24 protein-coding genes are annotated in these 20011 nt (G+C 57.4%); 14 read left to right on the forward strand and 10 right to left on the reverse strand.

The features are described from left to right. Window positions 1-30: 30 nt before the first annotated feature. From ABJM03_RS01220 to ABJM03_RS01235, 4 genes are all read left to right on the forward strand, one after another. On the forward strand, window positions 31-408 hold the full coding sequence (locus tag ABJM03_RS01220) for a response regulator (protein ID WP_348415030.1): 378 nt from the start codon (window positions 31-33) through the stop codon (window positions 406-408). Then, complete coding sequence (locus tag ABJM03_RS01225; protein ID WP_348415031.1) at window positions 408-692, forward strand: hypothetical protein; 285 nt, start codon at window positions 408-410, stop codon at window positions 690-692. Before ABJM03_RS01220 ends, ABJM03_RS01225 begins: the two co-directional genes overlap by 1 nt. Beyond that, entirely contained in the window at window positions 692-3391 is a 2700-nt protein-coding gene (locus ABJM03_RS01230) for an ATP-binding protein (RefSeq protein WP_348415032.1), read from the forward strand. Before ABJM03_RS01225 ends, ABJM03_RS01230 begins: the two co-directional genes overlap by 1 nt. Window positions 3392-3525: 134 nt before the next feature. Further along, window positions 3526-4692 (forward strand): FliM/FliN family flagellar motor C-terminal domain-containing protein, encoded by a 1167-nt coding sequence (locus tag ABJM03_RS01235; RefSeq protein WP_348415033.1) that lies wholly within the window; start codon window positions 3526-3528, stop codon window positions 4690-4692. A 31-nt stretch (window positions 4693-4723) separates the two neighbouring features. On the opposite strand, the gene ABJM03_RS01240 is transcribed toward ABJM03_RS01235, so the two are convergent. From ABJM03_RS01240 to ABJM03_RS01255, 4 genes are read right to left on the reverse strand one after another with little or no spacing between them, the layout of a single operon-like run. Then, complete coding sequence (locus tag ABJM03_RS01240) at window positions 4724-5146, reverse strand: TIGR01244 family sulfur transferase (protein WP_348415034.1); 423 nt, start codon at window positions 5144-5146, stop codon at window positions 4724-4726. Window positions 5147-5157: 11 nt separating this feature from the next. Continuing rightward, window positions 5158-5589 carry a DUF6691 family protein gene (locus tag ABJM03_RS01245; protein WP_348415035.1) on the reverse strand — a complete coding sequence of 144 codons (432 nt, stop codon included), beginning with the start codon at window positions 5587-5589 and terminating at the stop codon, window positions 5158-5160. Further along, on the reverse strand, window positions 5589-6005 hold the full coding sequence (locus ABJM03_RS01250; RefSeq protein WP_348415037.1) for a YeeE/YedE thiosulfate transporter family protein: 417 nt from the start codon (window positions 6003-6005) through the stop codon (window positions 5589-5591). The genes ABJM03_RS01245 and ABJM03_RS01250 overlap by 1 nt, the downstream gene beginning before the upstream one ends. A 47-nt stretch (window positions 6006-6052) precedes the next feature. Further along, a complete protein-coding gene (locus ABJM03_RS01255) occupies window positions 6053-6295 on the reverse strand; it encodes a hypothetical protein (protein WP_348415039.1) in 243 nt (80 codons plus the stop codon). 137 nt (window positions 6296-6432) lie between these two features. On the opposite strand from ABJM03_RS01255, the gene ABJM03_RS01260 reads away from it, so the two are divergent. Together ABJM03_RS01260 and tig are read left to right on the forward strand one after the other, a co-directional pair. Beyond that, window positions 6433-6717 (forward strand): DUF2312 domain-containing protein, encoded by a 285-nt coding sequence (locus ABJM03_RS01260; protein WP_348415040.1) that lies wholly within the window; start codon window positions 6433-6435, stop codon window positions 6715-6717. 109 nt (window positions 6718-6826) lie between these two features. Beyond that, window positions 6827-8158 carry a trigger factor gene (tig, locus tag ABJM03_RS01265; RefSeq protein WP_348415042.1) on the forward strand — a complete coding sequence of 444 codons (1332 nt, stop codon included), beginning with the start codon at window positions 6827-6829 and terminating at the stop codon, window positions 8156-8158. Window positions 8159-8241: 83 nt separating this feature from the next. Here the strand turns inward: tig and ABJM03_RS01270 are convergent, their stop codons facing one another. The 5 genes from ABJM03_RS01270 to rpsF all read right to left on the reverse strand — a co-directional run bounded on the left by ABJM03_RS01270 (window position 8242) and on the right by rpsF (window position 11613). Next, the gene (locus ABJM03_RS01270) at window positions 8242-8721 is read right to left on the reverse strand and encodes a lytic transglycosylase domain-containing protein (RefSeq protein ID WP_348415043.1); all 480 of its coding nucleotides are present in this window, start codon (window positions 8719-8721) and stop codon (window positions 8242-8244) included. Window positions 8722-8822: 101 nt separating this feature from the next. Then, entirely contained in the window at window positions 8823-10193 is a 1371-nt protein-coding gene (locus ABJM03_RS01275) for a DUF3179 domain-containing (seleno)protein (protein ID WP_348415045.1), read from the reverse strand. Window positions 10194-10370: 177 nt separating this feature from the next. Next, window positions 10371-10991 carry a 50S ribosomal protein L9 gene (rplI, locus tag ABJM03_RS01280; RefSeq protein WP_348415047.1) on the reverse strand — a complete coding sequence of 207 codons (621 nt, stop codon included), beginning with the start codon at window positions 10989-10991 and terminating at the stop codon, window positions 10371-10373. A gap of 12 nt (window positions 10992-11003) precedes the next feature. Further along, entirely contained in the window at window positions 11004-11231 is a 228-nt protein-coding gene (gene rpsR / locus ABJM03_RS01285) for a 30S ribosomal protein S18 (protein WP_039018159.1), read from the reverse strand. Window positions 11232-11259: 28 nt separating this feature from the next. Continuing rightward, window positions 11260-11613, reverse strand: coding sequence for a 30S ribosomal protein S6 (gene rpsF, locus ABJM03_RS01290; protein WP_348415048.1), 354 nt, complete (start codon window positions 11611-11613; stop codon window positions 11260-11262). Between the two features lie 268 nt (window positions 11614-11881). Between rpsF and ABJM03_RS01295 the strand changes: the two genes are divergently transcribed. Next, entirely contained in the window at window positions 11882-12376 is a 495-nt protein-coding gene (locus tag ABJM03_RS01295; protein ID WP_348415049.1) for a hypothetical protein, read from the forward strand. A 117-nt stretch (window positions 12377-12493) separates the two neighbouring features. Beyond that, entirely contained in the window at window positions 12494-13063 is a 570-nt protein-coding gene (locus ABJM03_RS01300; RefSeq protein ID WP_348415050.1) for a YceI family protein, read from the forward strand. A gap of 66 nt (window positions 13064-13129) precedes the next feature. On the opposite strand, the gene ABJM03_RS01305 is transcribed toward ABJM03_RS01300, so the two are convergent. Next, a complete protein-coding gene (locus ABJM03_RS01305) occupies window positions 13130-14335 on the reverse strand; it encodes a cytochrome b/b6 domain-containing protein (protein ID WP_348415051.1) in 1206 nt (401 codons plus the stop codon). A 149-nt stretch (window positions 14336-14484) separates the two neighbouring features. On the opposite strand from ABJM03_RS01305, the gene fabD reads away from it, so the two are divergent. The 6 genes from fabD to mltG all read left to right on the forward strand — a co-directional run bounded on the left by fabD (window position 14485) and on the right by mltG (window position 19935). Further along, on the forward strand, window positions 14485-15417 hold the full coding sequence (gene fabD / locus ABJM03_RS01310) for an ACP S-malonyltransferase (protein ID WP_348415052.1): 933 nt from the start codon (window positions 14485-14487) through the stop codon (window positions 15415-15417). Between the two features lie 29 nt (window positions 15418-15446). Then, window positions 15447-16184 (forward strand): 3-oxoacyl-ACP reductase FabG, encoded by a 738-nt coding sequence (fabG, locus tag ABJM03_RS01315; protein WP_348415054.1) that lies wholly within the window; start codon window positions 15447-15449, stop codon window positions 16182-16184. A gap of 206 nt (window positions 16185-16390) precedes the next feature. Further along, complete coding sequence (locus tag ABJM03_RS01320) at window positions 16391-16624, forward strand: acyl carrier protein (RefSeq protein WP_348415056.1); 234 nt, start codon at window positions 16391-16393, stop codon at window positions 16622-16624. A 177-nt stretch (window positions 16625-16801) separates the two neighbouring features. Next, window positions 16802-17335: a GNAT family N-acetyltransferase gene (locus ABJM03_RS01325; RefSeq protein ID WP_348415057.1), complete on the forward strand. Its 534-nt coding sequence runs from the start codon at window positions 16802-16804 to the stop codon at window positions 17333-17335. A 173-nt stretch (window positions 17336-17508) separates the two neighbouring features. Then, a complete protein-coding gene (fabF, locus tag ABJM03_RS01330; protein WP_348415058.1) occupies window positions 17509-18768 on the forward strand; it encodes a beta-ketoacyl-ACP synthase II in 1260 nt (419 codons plus the stop codon). Beyond that, window positions 18769-19935: an endolytic transglycosylase MltG gene (mltG, locus tag ABJM03_RS01335; RefSeq protein ID WP_348415059.1), complete on the forward strand. Its 1167-nt coding sequence runs from the start codon at window positions 18769-18771 to the stop codon at window positions 19933-19935. Window positions 19936-20011: the final 76 nt, after the last annotated feature.

A 20011-nucleotide genomic window follows, 5' to 3' on the forward strand; every position in this document is an offset into this window, starting at 1 on the left:
AAGCCGCGCCTTTGGGGAGGAGAGGGAGTTATGAGTAAACACGTGGTATTGGTTGAAGATGAAACCAACATCGCCGAAGCAATCCGGTTCTTACTGGGGCGCGAAGGCTGGCGTGTCGAAACATTGGCCAACGGCGATAACGCTGCTGCGGTTATCCGCGCGGCAAAGCCGGATTTGGTGATGCTGGACGTGATGCTGCCCGGCAAGACCGGTTTTGAAATTCTGGCCGAGTTGCGCAGCGATGACAGTCTTGAAGGGCTGCCGGTGCTCATGCTGACCGCGCGCGGTCAGGCCCGTGACCGCGAAATGGCCGAGCAAGCCGGTGTGAGCCGCTTTATGACCAAACCGTTTTCCAACGAGGAAATCATCGCAGCCGCGCGCGAGTTGACTGCGGATAGATTGGCCTGATGGCGCAAAAGCCTCTTTTCCTTGAGCGGCGTAGCTATCGCCGGCGTCGCGTGATGGATGCCCTGCGGATGCTGCCGTTCCTTTGTGCGTTTCTTTGGGTTGTGGTGCCTGCGATGTGGCCCAGCGGGCCGGACGCAGGAAGCGATACCTCATTATCGGGGGCGCTTTGGTATCTGTTTTCAATCTGGGGGCTGGCGATTACGGCCTCCTTTGCCCTGTGGCGCAGGCTTAGCGATGGGGGCGACGAGGCCGCCGAATCCTACGAGCGCGGGCAACCCCGCTGATGGTGTCGCTCAATGAGCTGATTGCGGTTTGCCTTGCCTATGTGGCGGGGCTGTTTCTGGTGGCCTTTCTGGCCGAACGCGCTGCATTGCGCGGCACGACCAGCAGGCTGCTGCGCTCGCCCTTGGTCTATACGCTGTCTTTGTCGATCTATTGCACCGCTTGGACGTTCTACGGTGCCGTTGGGTATGCGGCGCGCTCGGGGTTGGAATATGTGACGATCTATCTGGGGCCCAGCCTTGTGATGATCGGCTGGTGGTGGGTGCTGCGGCGTCTGGTGCGGATCGGGCGCGCACAGCGGGTGACTTCGGTGGCGGATCTGATTTCCGCACGCTACGGCAAATCCAATCTACTGGCGGTGATGGTCACGATCATGGCTGTTGTGGGCGTGACGCCTTATATTGCCTTGCAACTACAATCAGTTACCTTGTCGGTGTCGATTTTTGCCACGGCAGATGTCAGCGCTGGGCATTTGGCGCAGCGGCTTGATAATACGGTGGCCTTTTGGGTCGCGGCGGGGCTTGCCTTGTTCACGGTGGTGTTCGGGACCCGCAACCTTAACGCAAACGAGCGGCACCATGGCATCGTGATCGCGGTCGCCGTTGAGGCGGTGGTCAAACTGGTCGCGCTGTTGGCTGTTGGTGTTTTTGTGGTTTGGGGCCTGGGCGGTGGTGTGGCCGAGACGGTCGCGCGAATTGATGCCTCGCCCATCGGCGAATGGCAAACCGATGGCGGGCGGTGGAGCGCGCTGATCGTTCTGTCGGCGGCGGCGTTTGTCTGCCTGCCGCGTATGTTTCAGGTCATGGTGGTCGAAAACGAGGACGAGCGGCACCTGCAAAGCGCCAGTTGGGCCTTTCCTATGTATCTACTCGCTATCAGCCTGTTTGTGGTGCCCATCGCGGTGGTCGGGCTTGAGCTGTTGCCTGAAGGGTCCAATCCGGATCTGTTTGTGTTGACGGTGCCTTTAAGTCAGGGGGCCAGTAATCTGGCGACACTGGCGTTTCTGGGCGGATTTTCTTCGGCGACCTCGATGGTGATCGTGGCCACGCTGGCACTTAGTACGATGGTGTCCAACCATATCGTCATGCCTTTGTGGTTCAAGCTGAGCAAGGCAGGCGCGCAGCAATCAGGCGATGTGCGCAGCGTGGTGATATTTGCGCGGCGTTTGTCGATTATGTTGATCATCTCGCTTGGTTATTTCTATTATCGTGCCTCTGGTGGATCGGGTGCGCTGGCTGCGATCGGGTTGATTTCTTTCGGCGGTGTGGCCCAGTTCTTGCCGGTGCTGTTGGGCGGTATTTTCTGGCGCGGTGCCACGCGGTTGGGGGCTGCAACGGGGCTAAGTATCGGCTTTGCGATCTGGATGTATACGATGCTTTTGCCCAGCTTCGGACCCGGTGTTGCCCTGTCGGGGGATGTGTTTGAGCAGGGCTTGTTCGGGATTGCGATGCTACGCCCGCAGGCGTTATTCGGGATCACGGGGCTGGACCCCACAGTGCATGCCGTCTGGTGGAGCCTTTCGCTCAACACATTGTTCTTTATCGTTGTTTCCCTGTTTACCTTTCCCACGCCGATGGAGCGGGTGCAGGGTGTGCAATTTGTGAATGTCTTCGAGGAATCCTCGGGCTCTGCCCGCGGCTGGACCGCGACACAGGGCGGTGCGGATGATCTGATGGTGATGTCTCAACGCATTCTTGGTGCTTCCGAGGCGCAGGCGTTTTTCGCCGAGCAGGCGTTGCTACAAGGGCGGGTAGACGGGCGGCCCGCCCCTTCGCCCGAGTTTGTGCAGGCGCTTGAACGGGAGCTTGCGGCGGCTGTCGGTGCTGCGACGGCAAACGCGATGGTGGGGCGGATTGTCGGGGGGCAGGCGATTTCGGTTGAGGATTTGATGGCGGTTGCCGACGAATCCGCGCAGATCCTCGAATATTCCGGCCGGCTTGAGGTCAAATCCCGTCAACTGACCGAAACCGCCACCGAGCTGCAGCGGGCGAATGAAAAGCTCACGCAGTTGTCGCTGCAAAAGGACAGTTTTCTAAGCCAGATCAGCCATGAACTACGCACGCCGATGACCTCGATCCGGTCATTTTCCGAGATTCTTCGCGATATGGAGGGGCTGAGCCCCGAAGAAAAGACCCGCTATGCGTCGATCATTCATTCCGAAACGATCCGGCTGACGCGGTTGCTGGATGATTTGCTGGATTTGTCGGTGCTTGAAAACGGTCAGGTGTCGCTGAACGCAGGCTGGGTGACTTTGCACAAAGTGATCGAACAGGCGGTGACAACAGCGCAGGCCAGTGCGCCGCGCCGCATCGAGATCAAGCGCAGGCCGCGCAACGAGGACATCGAGCTGTTCACAGATGGGGACAGGTTGGCGCAGGTTTTCATCAACCTTGTGACAAATGCGATCAAATATTGCGATGCGCGCCATCCGGTGCTGTCTATTTCGGTGCGACGCGAGGGCGATGATGTCGTCGTCGCCTTCAGCGACAATGGCAGCGGTATTCCCGCTGATTCCCATAATATCATTTTCGAGAAATTTGCCCGTTTGGGCAGTGGCGGCGGCGATGGTGCGGGGCTTGGGCTTGCGATTTGTCGTGAAATTGTGACGCGCTTGGGCGGCGATATCCAATATGTCACCCGTGAAAAAGGCAGCCGGTTCGAAGTCTGCTTGTCCGGCGCGACCGCAGGCGTGCTGAGTTAAGGTTTATCGGCCGTATAAAGGCGCTGGTAACCATTCCGCTTTACCAAGATTGATAACACCTGACATGTGCATTGGCCCCGCTGGGCGGTGACACTTTGGATGGCTGGGGCGACGGATAAGGGGATGCGGCACAAATGAGTGCGGAGCAGATTACATCACTGTTACAACGCAAGGCGCGCACGGGGCGCGAAGCCCATGCAGCGCGTGCGATGTCACTGGGCCGGGCCCTGCGTCTAACGGCGGCTAAGCAGGCGGATCAATTGATGGGTCTGGCCATGGGCACATTAAGCGTGACGCAAAAGGCAATCGCGTCGGAGCAGCTTGAAAAGCAGCTGATGCCGGATTCGTTGATGTTGCTGATGGACGGTCCGGGCGAGCAGGTGGCGGCGGCAATGCTTGAACCCGCGCTTGTCACCGGCCTGATCCAGCAGCAGACCATGGGCAATGTCAGGCCCGCACCAGAGCAAGAAATACCGCGCCCCACAACGGCCACAGATGCGGCGCTATGCGCGCCGTTTGTCGAGGCGCTGATGACACGTGCGGCAATGATGCCCGAGTCACCTCGTGATCGGAACCTGTTGGAAGGCTACCGTTTCGGGGTCTGGGCGCGCATTCCGCGGCAATTGTTGCTGGCGCTGGATGCAGGCGCCTATGAGGTGGTGGAAATGACGCTGGATCTGGCGGCGGGTACGCGGTCGGGCAAGCTTGTCCTTATCCTGCCGGAGCCTGTGGCGGAGGTTCAGCAGGTCGATGATGAGGCAACGGAGGAGGTGTCGAAACGGGCTGTGACCACCAAGTTGGATAAACAGGTGATGGAGCTGCATGCGGATTTGACCATCGCGCTGACCCGGCTGAAAATGCCGATACAAAAGGTGTCGAGCCTGAAAGCGGGCGATGTTGTGGACATCAACCTATCCTCCATGGCGCAGGCCCTTGTGATTGACACCAATGGCAAGGTGATCACCCGTGGCACATTGGGTCAGATCGACGGCATACGCGCCCTTCAGGTGGAACAGCAAAACACCAACAAAAATAATGAGCCGCGCAGACGCGCCTCTGATCGGGATGAATTGGACCTGCCTGATGTCACTGCGGGGCAGGGCGGCGACCCATCCGGTGATGAGGATGATTATGACGTAGATCTGCCCAGCCTGTCAGACGTGGATATCTTTGGTGACATTGATGATTTGCCTGACATGCCGGATATGGATGAACTATCGGCCGAAGCTGACGCCCGCATGGCAGCGCGCGACAGCATAGGCGATGGTGGGCAAGACAGAAGGGAAAATCAGGCCAGCTGATTTCCTGTGTGCCTGTTATAGCAGGGTGCCTTTATGGGGCCTGCTGCTCAAGGTAGGGACGTATATTTTCCAGATCATAACCGCCGGCCTGTGCCGCTGACAAAATCTCGTCAGGGGACATCGTGCCGGCATGGGCCAAAGCCCATGCGATGCAGGACCGTGTGCCCGAGGCGCAATAGGCCAGTGTTACGCCTTCAAGGTCCGCGCCGATGCAGCGGTTCCGTTCGACGTTTTCCTCATTCATGGTCTGATGGGTCAGGGGTTGCTCGGCAAATTCCAGACCTGCAGCTTCGGCAGCCGCTTTGATTGCGGCAGCCTGCAAAGCGGGGGGCACTTCGGCATCAGGGCGGTTGCACAGAATACGGGTGATGCCTGCCTCTTTCAACGCGCCCATCTGGTCGGGCGAAATTTGCGGGGCGACGTAATAGCGGGGGGTGAGTTGACGGATATCCATGGTTGATATGCTTACTGCGCCGCTGTGGCTGTGTCTAGCCAGCGCCGCGCCCTAGGTGCGAGCAACATGCCCGCCGCCATAGCGGCCAAAAATATAAAGCCGCCGACACCGCCATAGCTTAGCGAGGCGATTGCCGGACCGGGGCAGAGCCCCACAAGGCCCCAGCCTGCGCCAAACATCATCGCGCCGATGATCAGGGAGCGGTCCGGTCCCGCTGTGGGGCGCGGGGGAAACTGCCCGCCGCTGAGCGGTCGGCGCCCGCGGGTGCAAGCCCAGGCGATGGCCATAGGGATCATCGCACCCCCCATCACAAACATCAGCGTCGGGTCCCATTGGCCGAAAATATCCAGAAACCCCAACACCTTTTGCGTGTCGGTCATGCCTGACAGGTGTAAGCCTGCCCCGAACAGGCCTCCGGCCAGTAAGGCAATCCAGACCCGCATCACAAAAGCACGCGCATCGCGGCGACACTCAAGATGCCGGCACCGATATAGAATGCCGTGGCAACCATACCCCGTATGCTGAGCCGCGAGATCCCGCAGACCCCGTGCCCCGAGGTGCAGCCGTTGCCGATCCGCGTGCCAAGACCTACAAGAAGTCCGGCGGCGATCAAAAGCACGATATTGTTTGTCACATTCGTCTCGCCGTGCACGCCCGTGGCGAACAGGATCGCAGGCAGCGCCACTGTGGCCACCAGAAAGGCCAGCCGCTCGGCCGTATCAATGCGCGCAGAGCCGTCAAGCAGATTGCCAAGGATACCGCTGGCTCCCATGATGCGCCCGTTGCCCAGCAAATAAAGCGCGCCACCAGAGCCGATCAGCAAGCCGCCGATCAGGCCCCATATCCATTCCATTGGCATGAGTACGTCCTTGTCGATTTCAGTATTTGCCGTGCGGTGGTAAGGGGTTAACCCAAAGAAATTCCGACAATGACCATCATCAGGCCAATGACAGAGATGAACAGTGCACCAAGGTTTACGGGAAGCACTTTTTTCAATTCTTCGCGCATGGCTTCGTCATCAAGGCCCGCCTTTTTGGCGCGGCCGACGCGTAAGATACAATAGATCAATATGCCAAGGCCCAGCATTGAAATAGCGGCGCCGGACCATACGATGATGTCGAAAAGCGAAGATGTTGTTTGTTGTTCCATAGCCGCCCCATAGGATAATCACGCGCCAGCTTCAAGTCTGGCTTGCGGGGGCGCGGGGGGCACGCTAGCAAGGCGGCTCAAAGCACCACGCGGATGCACGATGCAACCGGCGTACGCGCGCACGACAAGGAGCCACCATGAGCGATTTCAGCACAAACCCAAGTGTTACCGAAGATGCAGGCGATGCGACCTATAAGGTCACGGCCAATGAGCTGCGCCAGTTCGTTGAGCGGATCGAGCGGCTGGATGCCGAAAAGAAAGACCTTGCCGAGCAGCAAAAAGAAGTCATGGCCGAAGCAAAATCGCGCGGCTACGACACCAAAGTGCTGCGCAAGGTGATATCGCTACGCAAGCGCGAACCTGACGACATTGCCGAAGAAGAAGCAGTGTTGGACATGTATAAAGAAGCGCTTGGCATGTAGCCTGTCGGGCAGAGGTGAAACGGGCCTTGCACCCGCGCGCCACCGCCCATAGAAGAACACAAATTTTTCGCCCGCGCATAATGGCGCGGCCAAACGCTATGGAGCACATATGCAGGTCAAAGAGACGCTGAACGAAGGTCTGAAACGCGGCTATAACATCACCGTGACAGCCGCCGAACTGGAAGCCAAAGTCAACGACAAGCTGAAAGAAGCGCAGCCTGACGTCGAGATGAAGGGTTTCCGCAAGGGTAAAGTCCCAATGGCGCTGCTGAAAAAGCAATTCGGCCAGCGTGTTATGGGCGAAGCGATGCAAGAAGCCATCGACGGTGCCATGAACGACCACTTCGAGAAGTCCGGCGACCGCCCTGCGATGCAGCCTGACGTGAAGATGACCAATGAAGATTGGAAAGAGGGCGACGACGTCGAAGTTTCGATGTCCTATGAAGCACTGCCCGAGATTCCCGAGCTGGACATGTCCGGAATCAAGCTCGAAAAGCTGGTCGTGAAAGCGGATGACGCCTCCATCGACGAAGCACTGGCCTCGCTTGCCGAGACAGCTCAAGACTTTAAAGCCCGCAAGAAAGGCTCCAAAGCCAAAGACGGCGATCAGGTTGTCATGGATTTCGTGGGCAAGGTTGACGGCGAAGCGTTTGAAGGCGGCTCTGCCGACGATTACCCGCTGGTTTTGGGCTCCAACTCCTTCATTCCCGGCTTTGAAGAGCAGCTGGTCGGCGTGAAAGCTGAAGAAGAAAAAGAAGTGACTGTGAGCTTCCCTGAGGATTATCAGGCAGAGCACCTGAAGGGCAAAGAGGCTGTGTTCTCTTGCACCATCAAAGAAGTTAAAGAGCCTGTTGCGGCTGAAATCAACGACGAGATGGCCACCAAATTCGGTGCCGAAGACCTTGCTGCGCTGAAAGTGCAGATTGGTGAGCGTCTGGAAGCGGAATATGTTGGTGCATCGCGCGCCGTCATGAAGCGTGGTCTGCTCGACGCGCTGGACGGCATGGTTGATTTCGATCTGCCACCATCCTTGCTGGATGCAGAAGCCGGTCAGATTGCGCACCAGTTGTGGCATGAAGACAACCCTGAAGTCGAAGGCCACGATCACCCCGAGATCGAAACCACAGACGAGCACCGCAAGCTGGCCACGCGCCGCGTGCGTCTTGGCCTGTTGCTGGCCGAGCTGGGTCAGAAAGCTTCCATCGAAGTAACCGATGCGGAAATGACCCAAGCGATCATGAACCAAGCGCGCCAGTACCCCGGTCAAGAGCGTCAGTTCTTTGAATTCGTTCAGCAAAACCAGCAAATGCAGCAGCAGATGCGTGCACCGATCTTTGAAGACAAGGTCGTTGATCACATCGCAGAGCAAGCTGAAGTGACTGAAAAAGAAGTTTCCAAAGACGAGCTGCAAAAAGCCGTTGAAAAGCTTGAAGAAGAGTAAATCCTGATCCATCAGGATGTAGAAAGGGCCACCCGATCGGGTGGCCCTTTTGCGTTTCGGTGCCTTGTATCAAAGGGGCGCGATTATCCTTTGCGCAGGCCTGTTTCGACTAACATTCCGCGGCGCTTGGCCTCGTAATAATAGCCGCGGGCATACCATTTGATCGCGGTTGCCTCATCCCCATCCGACAAAAGCCATGCACCGCGCAGGTATTTGCCTGCAAATTCGAGATTGGTATCCGCATCGAGCAGATCATTCGGTTTGCCACGAAACCCCATGGTGCGGGCTGTTTCAGGCAGGATTTGCAGCAAGCCGTAGTAGGGACCGTTACGGGCCTTGGGGTTATGGGTGCTTTCGCGGATGGCCAGACGGTGCACAAGGCTGCGGGGCAGCTCGTAATGATCGGCCCAATGGTTAATAGAGGCACGCAGTTTTGGCGTCTCATTCGGAAAAAGGGGGAGTTTTGAAGCAGGAGGGACCGGCGCAGGTTTTTCGCGGCTGGCACATCCGGCGAGGGCGCAGGCGCCCGTTAACATGAACTGACGGCGGGCGATGCGTTGCATAGCAGAAGGTCCTGAATTTTTTCCGTTGATCTAGCTACAGGCGCGCAGGGATATGCTGCAAGGGCCCCCGCCGGTGATCGGCAAGGGCCCGCGCACAGGGGTTATCCTTTCCAAAGGGCGGTTTGGGGATGGAATTGGGACCATGCAAACCAGAAGGCTTCGTGGCTGCCCAGATCACTGCCGTCTGCGTCCACGGCACGAATTCCGCCTGCGTCGAGCTTGAGGCGCACGTTCTCGTAACCGATTTGCGCACCAGAGCGCAGGGCCGCCAAGGCTTTGCTGCGCTGGAAGGCAATCGGTTTGCCCGACGCGGTAAGCACGCCGATGATGTCTTCTTGTACGGACAAGCGCGGATCGACATTGCCGATGGGAAATATCGGGCCGTTGGCGTCACGCCCTTCGCGGAAGTTGAAGTTACGCCCCAGTGCCAGCCGTTCGACCAGAACAGTTGTATTGGGGTGCTGTTTTTTCCATGTGCCCCAATCAGTTGTGATGACTGTGGCCTGTTTGAGGGTCAGATCACGTTTGGCCAGCGGGCCGGTGAGCGCTTTCCCAAGGAAAGTATCGAATACCGAATAGCTGGTAATGTCATACATGACCTTGTTGGAGCGGCTCAGAAGGCCAGTGGTGCGCAGAATAGGGCGTTTGATACCGACGGGCAGCTCGTCGGTGAAATAGGCCTGTGCCGCACCGCACAGGGTGCAGTAAGGGATGCCAAGGTCGCGACCGCCAAGCGTGTCATTGACCATCTCGCGCACTTCCATGATCTGGCGGGGATAGGCGCGGGCCTCGCCGTTGATTTCGATGCCGAACACAACATCGCTGTCCTTGAGCCATTTCGCTTCGGCTGCGGTGCTGACTTCGGGGTTATCGGCGGCGGGGATGCAATTGCAGGTCTCGTCGGTGGTGTCATAGGCCCGGTCGTCGATGTTCACGCCGCCCCAAGAGACAAACCGCCAGTCAACATCACCTTTGACAAAGATACGGTCCCAGCCAGGAACAAAATGCGTGAAGATTGCACGTTTCGTTTTGAGGTAGCCAGGCGGGGCAGGGATATCCCATGCGATCAGTTGATCGGTGATTTCGCCCCAGCGGTTCGGGGTTTGGATTTCAAATTGCAGCAGGGTGCTGGCGGTGTCGGCAAGGGCTGTGTCGAATTCCTGACGCCATGTGAAACGCATCATATCGGCGATGATCCACGCCAGACGCGCATCGCCGGATTCTGCGATTTCGGTGAGGGCCAGTTGTTGATCGCGTCCCCAGTCCGACTGCCTTAGGCTATCGACAAAGACGGTCTTTACCGCCCGTTTGACGCTTGGGGAAAGCGGGCCACTGACCAAAGCGGGCGGGGTGCCGAATTCTTCGATGATGTAATCAGGAAGAGACGCGCTGGTCTGGGCTTGCGCTACTGGCGCAAGGCTTATGGTGGCGGCAACCGCGACTTGCAGCAGCTTTAGCAGATTTAGTTTCATGTGGGCCCTCCAGATGGTGATGGCGCTGGCTCTTTGAGGCCGTTGCGCGTTTGCGAGAGCATTGCGCAAATTGGGGGAGGGCGGCTAATAAAGTCTGTTCAGCTTTGTGTGAGTGGATGAAACGAAAAACGCCGCGCAGTGGCTGCGCGGCGTTTAAAATTGTAAAAGATCTGAGGCTTAGTTGCCTGCTGTCTCTTCCTGATCGCCGGAAGCTGCAGGAGCTTCGTCGCCGTCTTCGTCAGCGGCAGAGCCGATGTCGTCAAACAATTCGGAAATCTCGAATTCAGCTGCGGCTTCTTCTTCCGCTGCGAGTTCCTGAATGGATTTGCCTGCGGCTTGAAGCTCGGCCTCTTCGGGCGAACGTGCAACGTTCAGCTCGATTGTGGCTTCGACTTCGGGGTGCAGAACGACGGAAACTTCGTGAATGCCGAGGTATTTGATCGGAGCGATCAGAACAACCTGCTTGCGGTCCACTGTGAAGCCTTCGGCAGTTGCTGCTTCGGCTGCGTCACGGGTGGTGACAGAACCGTAAAGCGCGCCTGCGTCGGATGCAGAGCGAATCACAACAAACTGCTGGCCGTTCAGTTTGGCCGCCATGTCTTCGGCTTCTTTTTTGGTCTCGAGGTTTTGGGCCTCAAGCTGGGCTTTTTGGCCCTCAAAAGCTTCGACGTTGGCTTTGGACGCGGTCAGCGCCTTTTTCTGTGGCAGCAGGAAGTTGCGTGCGAAGCCGGGTTTGACGTCGACGACATCGCCCATCTGGCCCAGCTTTGCGACACGTTGGAGAAGGATAACTTGCATGTTTTCTACTCCTTATTTCACAGCATAGGGCAGCAGAGCGAGGAAGCGGGCGCGTTTGATGGCACGGGCCAATTCACGCTGCTTTTTCGCAGAAACTGCAGTGATACGGGAAGGCACAATTTTGCCGCGCTCAGAGATGTAGCGTTGCAGCAGACGTGTGTCTTTATAGTCGATGGCCGGTGCGTTGTCGCCAGAGAAGGGGCAAACTTTGCGGCGGCGGAAAAATGGTTTTGATGCCATGGTTTAGGTCCTTTTTCTCAAGCCAAAATCAGCGACGTTCACGGCGCTCGGGGCGCTCGTCACGTTTTTGCATCTGAACCGATGGCAGCTCTTTGTGCTCATCCATCTTGATGGTCAGGACGCGCATAACGTCGTCGTGCAGACCCATCAGGCGTTCCATTTCCTTAACGGCAGGTGCCGCTGCGTCGGTGCGCAGGAAGATGTAGTGACCCTTACGGTTCTTGTTGATTTTATAGGCCATTGTTTTGACGCCCCAGTACTCGTGATCCACGAGTGTCCCGCCGTTGTCCGACAGAATGGTGCCAAAATGTTCGATAAGGCCTTCGGCTTGCGTGTTGGAAAGATCCTGACGCGCAATCATAACATGCTCATATAGCGGCATGTGTGCTCCACTTATTTCAAGGCGCATTTCAAAGGTAGGGCATGTATCCTTTGCGGCCCCACCACGAGAGACTGCGCGGTTAAATCGATTTGCAAAGGAAGTGCCCATATACACGCTTTGACCGCATACGCAAGCAGGCAGGTCGCAGATCACCGTAGCCGCCCTGACAGCGCCTATGTAGTGCCGCTTTATCGCCCAATTGTCACTTTAATGATTTGTTAACCAAACGACGTGGCCCAGCTGCGCGCACCATCTGAGAGGGATAAGAATGACAATTACTTCGGAAAATGCATTAAGCCAAAGCGCCATGATCGGTGTTCCTTATATGCTTGACGGAAGCCGGATGTTGATGCGGATGCTGTCGCGCGGTGCCGCGATGACAGCGGCCTTCATGGCGGTGCTGGTCTGGTTGGCGCCCGGTGCATCGTGGGAAAGCGATGTGATGTTGTTCAAATTGGGACTGTCGATCACGGCCATCTTTGCCAGCGTCGCGTTCTGGCAGGGTAGCCTTCCGCCATTGTCGCCATCGGTTGAAATTGACGCGGAGAATGCCGAGCTGCGTTTGGTGCGTCTGGATCAGCACCGCGATAGATCTGTGATCGAGCGCTGGGGGTTTGATGCGTTGCAAACCGTTGAACTGAATGGCCGCCGCATTGCATTTTGGGCACCGGGCGGGCGGCTTTTGGCCGAGATCACACTAAGCAATGCCTATGCTCATGCGCGGCTGCTGGCCGCTTTGCGCGCTGAGGGCAAGCTTAGCTGAACAGATTGTGAAGGGTCGTGTTGTTCACCTGCGCACTAAATATGTGTGCCGTTGTGGGGTTGAGAATTACGGGTGATGCGTCAGACTGGTGGCAATGTTCATAACGGAGTACGCCCCATGAAGCCGCTTATCCTTGCCGCATTGATGTCTGCCACCGCCTCTATGGCGCTTGCCGCCGAGAAATATACACTGGACCCGAGCCATTCACAGGTCGTGTTTAACTATAGCCACCTCGGCTATTCAAAGACCTACGGTATGTTCTCAGGGTTTGAGGGCGAGATCATGTTTGATCAGGACGATCCTGCGAACTCTTCCGTGTCGGTGTCGATGCCGACCAAATCCATGTTCACCGGCTGGGAGGCGCGTGAGGGCCACTTTATGTCCGATGATTTTTTCGCGGCCAGCGATGATGATGTGATCACCTTTACTTCAACAGCCATCGAAGTGACTGGTGAGGATACTGCGTTGATCACCGGTGATCTGACGATGAACGAAGTGACCAAATCTGTGGTGCTGGATGCCAAGCTCAATCAGGCGGGGACCCATCCGACAGCGAACAAGGAATGGGCGGGTTTTGACGCGACTGTTACGCTGACGCGCAGTGATTTCGATTTGGGGAAATTTGCCCCCTACGTGTCCGATGAGGTGAATGTGGTCATCTCGATCGAAGCCGAGAAAGCTGAATAAGCTTTAACATCACATTACGATCCGGGGCCGCGCAGTTTATTCTGCGCGGCCTTTTTGTTTCGGACGTTACTCCGTTTCGCTGCGCGTGGCGGCCAGTGTGATTGAGACATCCACAGCAAAGGCCAACGAGCTTTCGTCGTCCATATTTGCACCAATGCCAAAGTCGCGGCGGTCCAGCGTGAGGTTGGCGGACATATTCGCATCTTCGCCTTGAACCGAAAGGCGGAAGGGCATCACAAGCGGCAGTGTCTGGTCTTTGATGGTCAGGGTGCCATCGGCGACAAATCCGTCGATGCCAGTGATCAGGTCGGCCTTGAATGTTGCGGTTTCAAACGTGCCTGTGTCGAAAAAGTCGGGGCCCATGGCCTGATCTGTGACCGAGCCGAGGGTGAGTGAACTGGTGGCGATGATCACCTCTACCGTGCCGGACAGGCCACTGACGATGGCGGGGTCATAGCTGATATCGGCGGTCCAATCGGCAAAGCTGCCTTCGACTGTGCTGCCGAATTGGGTTACGGCAATCTCGATGCTGCCTTCCTGTACAGTCCAGTCAGAGGCGACCTGTGCAAGTTCAGCGGTGGGGGTGTCAGAGGAATGTGGAGTGTAGTAGCCCAGCAGGCCGGCACCTGTGAGGGTCACGGCCCAGACGGCAATGGCCGCGAGGAGGGGTTTGCGGGTGTGGTGGGCTGTGACCGGCGTATGTGGCGCAACGGCTCCGCGCCACATGCGCGGCAGGGTCGCGTCACGGTCGATGAAATGGTGTTTAAGCGCGCCTGCGATATGCAGCAGGATCGTCACCAGCATGACCTTGCCAAAAACCTCGTGAAGCCCGCCTGAAATAGCCTCAACCGCTGCAGATTTGGGGACCATTGGCAGGTCTTGCCCAAAGGGCCACCAGATCGGCGCAAAGCCCGAGGTGGAAGCGTGGTGGATCCATCCCGACAGCGGCGCCAGCACAAGCGACCCATAAAGCAACCAATGGGCGGTTTCCGCCAACAGCGTTTCGGCCTTGCGGTCGGGATGCAGGGCAGCGGGTTTGGATTGGGTCATGGCCCAGATGATCCGCAAAAGTGCGACAAAGAACACGGTAACGCCCAGCGTTTTATGTAAGGAGAACATAAAGGCTTTGCGGGTCAGCTGTTCGGAGGTGTCGTAGGGCAGGTCGTTGGCGATCAGCGCCACAGGGATCAGGGTCATCACCAGCAGGGCGGTGAGCCAGTGAAAACCGCGTGTGACGGTGCCATAAGTGGTTTGGGTGTTGCTCAGGGCCATGGTGCTCTCCGATCTGGTGTGACCTTACACATAATACATATCTTGTGGGGGCAGTTAGGCAATCTGTGATGGCGCACGATATGTGTGCGGTCTTGTGAGGGATGGCGCGCTTCGCTACACCCGTGCGCAAATCACTAGGAGGCAGTTTAATGAGCACAGCATTCGTATTTCCGGGACAGGGCGCACAGACCATCGGCATGGGGCGCGATCTGGCGCAGGCTTATCCTGCCGCCAAAGCTGTGTTTGACGAGGTTGACGAGGCTTTGGGCGAAAACCTCAGCGCGCTGATCTGGGAGGGCGATATCGAGACGCTGACGCTGACCGAGAATGCGCAGCCTGCGCTGATGGCGACCTCGATCGCCGCGATGCGGGCGCTGGAAGTCGAAGGCGTTGATGTGACGCGGGCGTCATTTGTCGCTGGCCACAGCCTTGGTGAATATTCGGCGCTTTGCGCGGCGGGTGTTTTCACGCTGGCTGATACGGCGCGTTTGTTGCGTATTCGCGGACGTGCGATGCAATCAGCCGTGCCTGTAGGGCAGGGTGCAATGGCAGCGATTTTGGGTTTGGCAGCCGATGAGGTTACCAAGCTGGCCGAAGAGGCCGCAGGCGATGACGTTTGCCAGCTGGCCAATGAAAACGACCCGACACAGAACGTGATTTCGGGCAGTGCCGCGGCTGTGGCCCGTGCAATTGATCTGGCCAAAGCTGCGGGGGCCAAGCGCGCCTTGCCTTTGCCGGTATCGGCACCGTTCCATTGCGCGCTGATGCAGCCTGCGGCGGATGAGATGGCCAAGGCGCTGGCTGGTGTGACGTTGAATGCGCCAACTGTGCCATTGGTCGCAAACGTATTGGCACATAGTGTCGATACCGCCGCGCCGATTGCCGATTTATTGGTGCAGCAGGTTACAGGGCGTGTGCGCTGGCGTTCGTCCATCGAGTGGATGGTCGCGCAGGGCGTGACCGAGTTTTGGGAGATCGGCGCGGGCAAGGCGCTGTCGGGGATGATCCGGCGTATTCACAAGCCAGCGGTGCTGCGCAATGTTGGTGCGGCTGCGGATGTGACGGCTGCGGCCGAAGGTTGAGCCGGATAAGAGATTAAAAGGAATAAGATATGTTTGATTTGACAGGTAAAAATGCGTTGGTAACCGGCGCATCTGGCGGCATCGGTGCGGATATTGCACGCGCGTTGCATGCACAGGGGGCCACTGTTGGCCTGTCCGGCACGCGCACGGAGCCTTTGGAGGCGCTGGCCGCCGAGTTGGGCGAGCGGGCGCATGTGTTGCCTTGCAACCTGAGCGATCTGGAGGCGGTCAAGGCGCTGCCCAAGCAGGCTGCAGATGCGATGGGGTCGGTTGATATTCTGGTAAACAACGCCGGTATCACACGCGACAACCTGTTCATGCGGATGTCTGACGAGGAATGGCAGTCGGTTCTGGATGTGAATCTGACGGCGACTTTCCAGCTGTGCAAAGGTGTGATGCGCGGCATGATGAAAGCGCGCTGGGGCCGGATTGTGAATATCTCATCGATTGTCGGCGCGACAGGTAACCCCGGTCAGGCAAACTATGCGGCCTCCAAGGCGGGGTTGATCGGCATGTCAAAAAGTCTGGCCTATGAGGTGGCGAGCCGTGGAATCACGGTTAATGCTGTGGCCCCCGGTTTTATTGCAACTGCGATGACGGATAAGCTGACCGATGATCAGAAATCAGGAATCATGGGGCAAATTCCGGCGGGCCGTATGGGCACACCGGATGAGATTGCCAGCGCTGTGGTATATCTTGCCAGCGCCGAGTCGGCCTATATTACAGGGGCCACCTTGCATGTGAACGGTGGCATGGCCATGTTGTAGCGACTGCTTGATAAGCGTTTGCGTACCCCGCAGCATATGCTAAAGGGGGCGCACATTAAATCAGTCGGGGCATTGTATGTGCCCCGCGCCTTGTGCAAGCAAGGGACACGAGCCGCCCTGAAAAGGGCACCTTCTGACCCGATCGGTAATCCGGTCCGGCGGAACCCCAAAAGGGGCCATAGGGCCCAATGAGTGAGGACTAAAGTATGAGCGACGTCGCAGACCGCGTTAAAAAGATCGTTGTTGAGCACCTTGGTGTTGAAGAAGACAAAGTAGTTGAAAACGCTTCGTTTATCGACGATCTGGGCGCAGACAGCCTCGACACTGTTGAGCTGGTTATGGCCTTTGAAGAAGAGTTCGGCATCGAGATCCCCGATGACGCAGCAGAGAACATCCAGACTTTCGGTGACGCTTGCAAATTCATTAAAGAAGCTTCCTAAGTAAGCCTCTTTCCGGGTCCGCTCGGCAGAAAAATTCTCAAACGGCGCCATGATCTGCGGATCGGCGCCGTTTTTGATTCTGGTGTCCTTTAGGGGTTGTTGCAGAGGGTGTGCTGCGGCAGTTTTGACCTCTCGCTGCGCTGCAGCTTTCTATCATATATGAGCCAACTCCCGTTTATGTCCCGCACAATACCTACAATTAATACCCAACGCCTGACCCTGCGTGGCATGCGTACTGAAGATTTTGCGCGCTTTGCCGATATTTGGGCCAAGCCTGCTGTGGTCGCCTATATCGGTGGTGCGCCTTGGACAAAGGCGCGGAGTTGGGATGCATTTTTGCGCAATGCCGGACATTGGCAAATCACGGGGTTTGGACAATGGGCCATCCAGATCCACGGCTCACCCGAGATGGCGGGGCAGACGGGATTCTTTTTCGGATCACGCGGCCTTGGGGAGGATTTCGATCCCTATCCCGAAGCAGGATGGATTCTGGCACCGGAGGCTCAGGGGCAGGGGTTTGGTCTGGATGCCGCACAGGCGGCGCATGATTGGTTTGACCGCGTTGTGGCGGGCAGAACGGTTTGTTTGATCCGGCCAGGTAATGAAGGTTCGTTAAAGATTGCGCGAACACTGGGCTATGCACCGCTGCGCGACGGCAAGATCGATGATGACGATGTTATGCTGATGACCCGCAACGGACCGCCAGTTTAGATTTCAGGCAAAGGTACAGGCACCACAGAATATTGACCGATATGGTCGGGGCCGGCCAGTAACTGAGCGTAAGCTAGGGATAACGTTCGTAGTTCCTTCCAGCCGCTCTTGATCAATTGCGCCGCCACGCTGTATAGCAGGCGAAAGCAGATAGTCACCAAAGGGCAGGACATATGCGCAGAGTTGTCGTCACAGGATTGGGTCTGGTCACGCCGTTGGCTGACGGGGTTGAGGAAACGTGGAAGCGAATCCTTGATTGCCAATCAGGCGCGGGGCCGATTACGACCTTTGATGCGAAGGATTGTGTGACGCAATATGCCTGTGAAGTTCCCTTGGGCGATGGCACTGACGGGACGTTCAACGCGGACCACTACATGGCTCCGAAAGAGCGGCGTAAGGTTGATACCTTTGTGTTGTTCGGTGTCGCGGCGGCGCAGCAGGCTGTTGAAGATGCAGGCTGGATGCCGACGGACCGCGAGAGCCTTGATCGCACAGGTGTGTTGATTGGCTCTGGTATTGGCGGGCTGAATTCTATTGCCAACACCGCCAATATGATGGCCGAGAAAGGCCCCAAGCGGGTCAGCCCGTTCTTTGTGCCCGGTGCGCTGATCAACCTGATTTCGGGTCAGGTGTCGATCCGCTACGGCTTCCGCGGGCCGAACCATTCGATCGTGACGGCCTGTTCCACAGGGGCACACGCCATTGGCGATGCCAGCCGCATTATCCAGCACGGCGATGCCGATGTGATGATTGCAGGCGGGTCCGAAGGGTCGATTTGCGAGATCGGCATTGCAGGGTTCAACGCCTGTAAGGCGCTGAGCACCAAGCGGGGGGATGACCCCAAGAAAGCAAGCCGCCCCTACGACAAAGACCGTGACGGATTTGTGATGGGTGAGGGTGCCGGTATTTTGGTGCTAGAAGAATATGAGCACGCCAAAGCGCGTGGTGCCAAGATTTACGCCGAAGTGATCGGCTATGGTATGTCGGGCGATGCCTATCACATCACGGCACCATCTGAAGATGGTGACGGGGCCGAGCGCGCAATGCGGGCTGCTGTACGTGATGCGGGGCTGGCACCGAGCGACATTGATTATATCAACGCGCATGGCACATCTACGATGGCTGATACGATCGAGCTGGGCGCTGTTGAGCGGTTGTTGGGGGATCATGCGGAGAACGTTGTGATGTCCTCTACAAAGTCTTCGATCGGGCATTTGCTGGGGGCTGCGGGTGCGGCTGAAGGTATTTTCTCGATTCTTGCGATCCGTGATCAGATCGCGCCGCCGACGATCAACTTGGACAATCCAGCAGTTGAGACAAAGATCAACCTTGCCCCGAATGCGCCGGTCAAGCACGATATCAAGATCGCGCTGAGCAATTCATTTGGCTTTGGCGGCACCAACGCGAGTGTGATCTTCAGGAAGGTCGACTAAATGTGGCGGCATGTGGCGGCGAACGCGATTACCTTTTTGATGGTCGCCCTGTTTCTGGTGGGCGGGCTCATCATGTGGGGGAAGTCCGAATATGACGCGCCCGGGCCGCTGACACAGGCGGTTTGTGTGCAGGTCAAAAGCGGCACCAACATGCGCAGCGTGAGCAAAAATCTGGCAGAGCAAGGGGCGGTCAGCTCGGCTTCGATCTTTCGGATTGGTGCGGATTACGAGAAAAAGACGTCCCAGCTTAAGGCTGGCAGCTTTTTGGTCGAGCCCGAAACTTCGATGCAGAGCATTGTGGATATTATCACGCGGGGCGGTGCAAGCACTTGTGGTACCGAGATTGTGTACCGCGTGGGTGTCAATAATGTGAGCGTGCAGGTCCGTGAGTTGGATCCGGCGACAAACCGTTTTGCGGAGCTGGCAGAATTCACGCCCGGTACGGATGCCGTACCCGCAGCATACACCGAAACGCGCGACGAGGCTGATGTGCGTTTCCGTGTTGCTGTGGCAGAGGGTGTGACCAGCTGGCAAGTTGTGAACGCATTGCAAAGCATGGATATCCTCGAAGGTACGGTAGCTGCGACACCGGCGGAGGGATCGTTGGCACCTGACAGCTATGAGGTGCGCAAGGGCGATGATCGTGCGTCGTTGATTGCGCGGATGCAATCGGCGCAAGAGACGCTTTTGGCGGCCGCTTGGGAAGCGCGCGACGAAGACTTGCCAATCGACAGCCCCGAAGATTTGCTGACGCTGGCATCGCTGGTGGAAAAAGAAACCGGTGTTGCAGACGAGCGCCGCCAAGTGGCGAGTGTATTTGTGAACCGGATCAATCAAGGGATGCGGTTGCAGACTGACCCGACCGTGATTTACGGCATCACACGCGGTGAGGGTGTATTGGGCCGTGGCTTGCGCCGGAGCGAGCTGCGTGCAGAGACCGAATATAACACTTATGTCATCCCCGGCTTGCCACCCACACCGATTGCCAACCCCGGACGTGCCAGCCTGATGGCGGCTGCTCAGCCGGACGAGACGCCTTATATCTTCTTTGTTGCGGATGGGACGGGCGGACACGCTTTTGCGGTGACCTTGGACGAGCATAACCGCAACGTGGCCGAATGGCGCAAGATCGAGGCGGAGCGCGCCGCACAAAGCGGCAATAACTAAGCCGTTGCGCCGCAACGCGCGGTGCTTGGCGAATTTGTTCAAATCTAAATGATACACCAGATCCCATGCTAGGAGA

This window comes from Sulfitobacter sp., from assembly GCF_039977885.1.
Lineage (GTDB): Bacteria > Pseudomonadota > Alphaproteobacteria > Rhodobacterales > Rhodobacteraceae > Sulfitobacter.

Bases quoted from the DNA above. Each gene is read 5' to 3' on its own strand.
- ABJM03_RS01220 (WP_348415030.1), top strand. From the start codon at position 31: ATGAGTAAACACGTGGTATTGGTTGAAGATGAAACCAACATCGCCGAA.
- ABJM03_RS01225 (WP_348415031.1), top strand. From the start codon at position 408: ATGGCGCAAAAGCCTCTTTTCCTTGAGCGGCGTAGCTATCGCCGGCGT.
- ABJM03_RS01230 (WP_348415032.1), top strand. From the start codon at position 692: ATGGTGTCGCTCAATGAGCTGATTGCGGTTTGCCTTGCCTATGTGGCG.
- ABJM03_RS01235 (WP_348415033.1), top strand. From the start codon at position 3,526: ATGAGTGCGGAGCAGATTACATCACTGTTACAACGCAAGGCGCGCACG.
- ABJM03_RS01240 (WP_348415034.1), bottom strand. From the start codon at position 5,146: ATGGATATCCGTCAACTCACCCCCCGCTATTACGTCGCCCCGCAAATT.
- ABJM03_RS01245 (WP_348415035.1), bottom strand. From the start codon at position 5,589: ATGCGGGTCTGGATTGCCTTACTGGCCGGAGGCCTGTTCGGGGCAGGC.
- ABJM03_RS01250 (WP_348415037.1), bottom strand. From the start codon at position 6,005: ATGCCAATGGAATGGATATGGGGCCTGATCGGCGGCTTGCTGATCGGC.
- ABJM03_RS01255 (WP_348415039.1), bottom strand. From the start codon at position 6,295: ATGGAACAACAAACAACATCTTCGCTTTTCGACATCATCGTATGGTCC.
- ABJM03_RS01260 (WP_348415040.1), top strand. From the start codon at position 6,433: ATGAGCGATTTCAGCACAAACCCAAGTGTTACCGAAGATGCAGGCGAT.
- tig (WP_348415042.1), top strand. From the start codon at position 6,827: ATGCAGGTCAAAGAGACGCTGAACGAAGGTCTGAAACGCGGCTATAAC.
- ABJM03_RS01270 (WP_348415043.1), bottom strand. From the start codon at position 8,721: ATGCAACGCATCGCCCGCCGTCAGTTCATGTTAACGGGCGCCTGCGCC.
- ABJM03_RS01275 (WP_348415045.1), bottom strand. From the start codon at position 10,193: ATGAAACTAAATCTGCTAAAGCTGCTGCAAGTCGCGGTTGCCGCCACC.
- rplI (WP_348415047.1), bottom strand. From the start codon at position 10,991: ATGCAAGTTATCCTTCTCCAACGTGTCGCAAAGCTGGGCCAGATGGGC.
- rpsR (WP_039018159.1), bottom strand. From the start codon at position 11,231: ATGGCATCAAAACCATTTTTCCGCCGCCGCAAAGTTTGCCCCTTCTCT.
- rpsF (WP_348415048.1), bottom strand. From the start codon at position 11,613: ATGCCGCTATATGAGCATGTTATGATTGCGCGTCAGGATCTTTCCAAC.
- ABJM03_RS01295 (WP_348415049.1), top strand. From the start codon at position 11,882: ATGACAATTACTTCGGAAAATGCATTAAGCCAAAGCGCCATGATCGGT.
- ABJM03_RS01300 (WP_348415050.1), top strand. From the start codon at position 12,494: ATGAAGCCGCTTATCCTTGCCGCATTGATGTCTGCCACCGCCTCTATG.
- ABJM03_RS01305 (WP_348415051.1), bottom strand. From the start codon at position 14,335: ATGGCCCTGAGCAACACCCAAACCACTTATGGCACCGTCACACGCGGT.
- fabD (WP_348415052.1), top strand. From the start codon at position 14,485: ATGAGCACAGCATTCGTATTTCCGGGACAGGGCGCACAGACCATCGGC.
- fabG (WP_348415054.1), top strand. From the start codon at position 15,447: ATGTTTGATTTGACAGGTAAAAATGCGTTGGTAACCGGCGCATCTGGC.
- ABJM03_RS01320 (WP_348415056.1), top strand. From the start codon at position 16,391: ATGAGCGACGTCGCAGACCGCGTTAAAAAGATCGTTGTTGAGCACCTT.
- ABJM03_RS01325 (WP_348415057.1), top strand. From the start codon at position 16,802: ATGTCCCGCACAATACCTACAATTAATACCCAACGCCTGACCCTGCGT.
- fabF (WP_348415058.1), top strand. From the start codon at position 17,509: ATGCGCAGAGTTGTCGTCACAGGATTGGGTCTGGTCACGCCGTTGGCT.
- mltG (WP_348415059.1), top strand. From the start codon at position 18,769: ATGTGGCGGCATGTGGCGGCGAACGCGATTACCTTTTTGATGGTCGCC.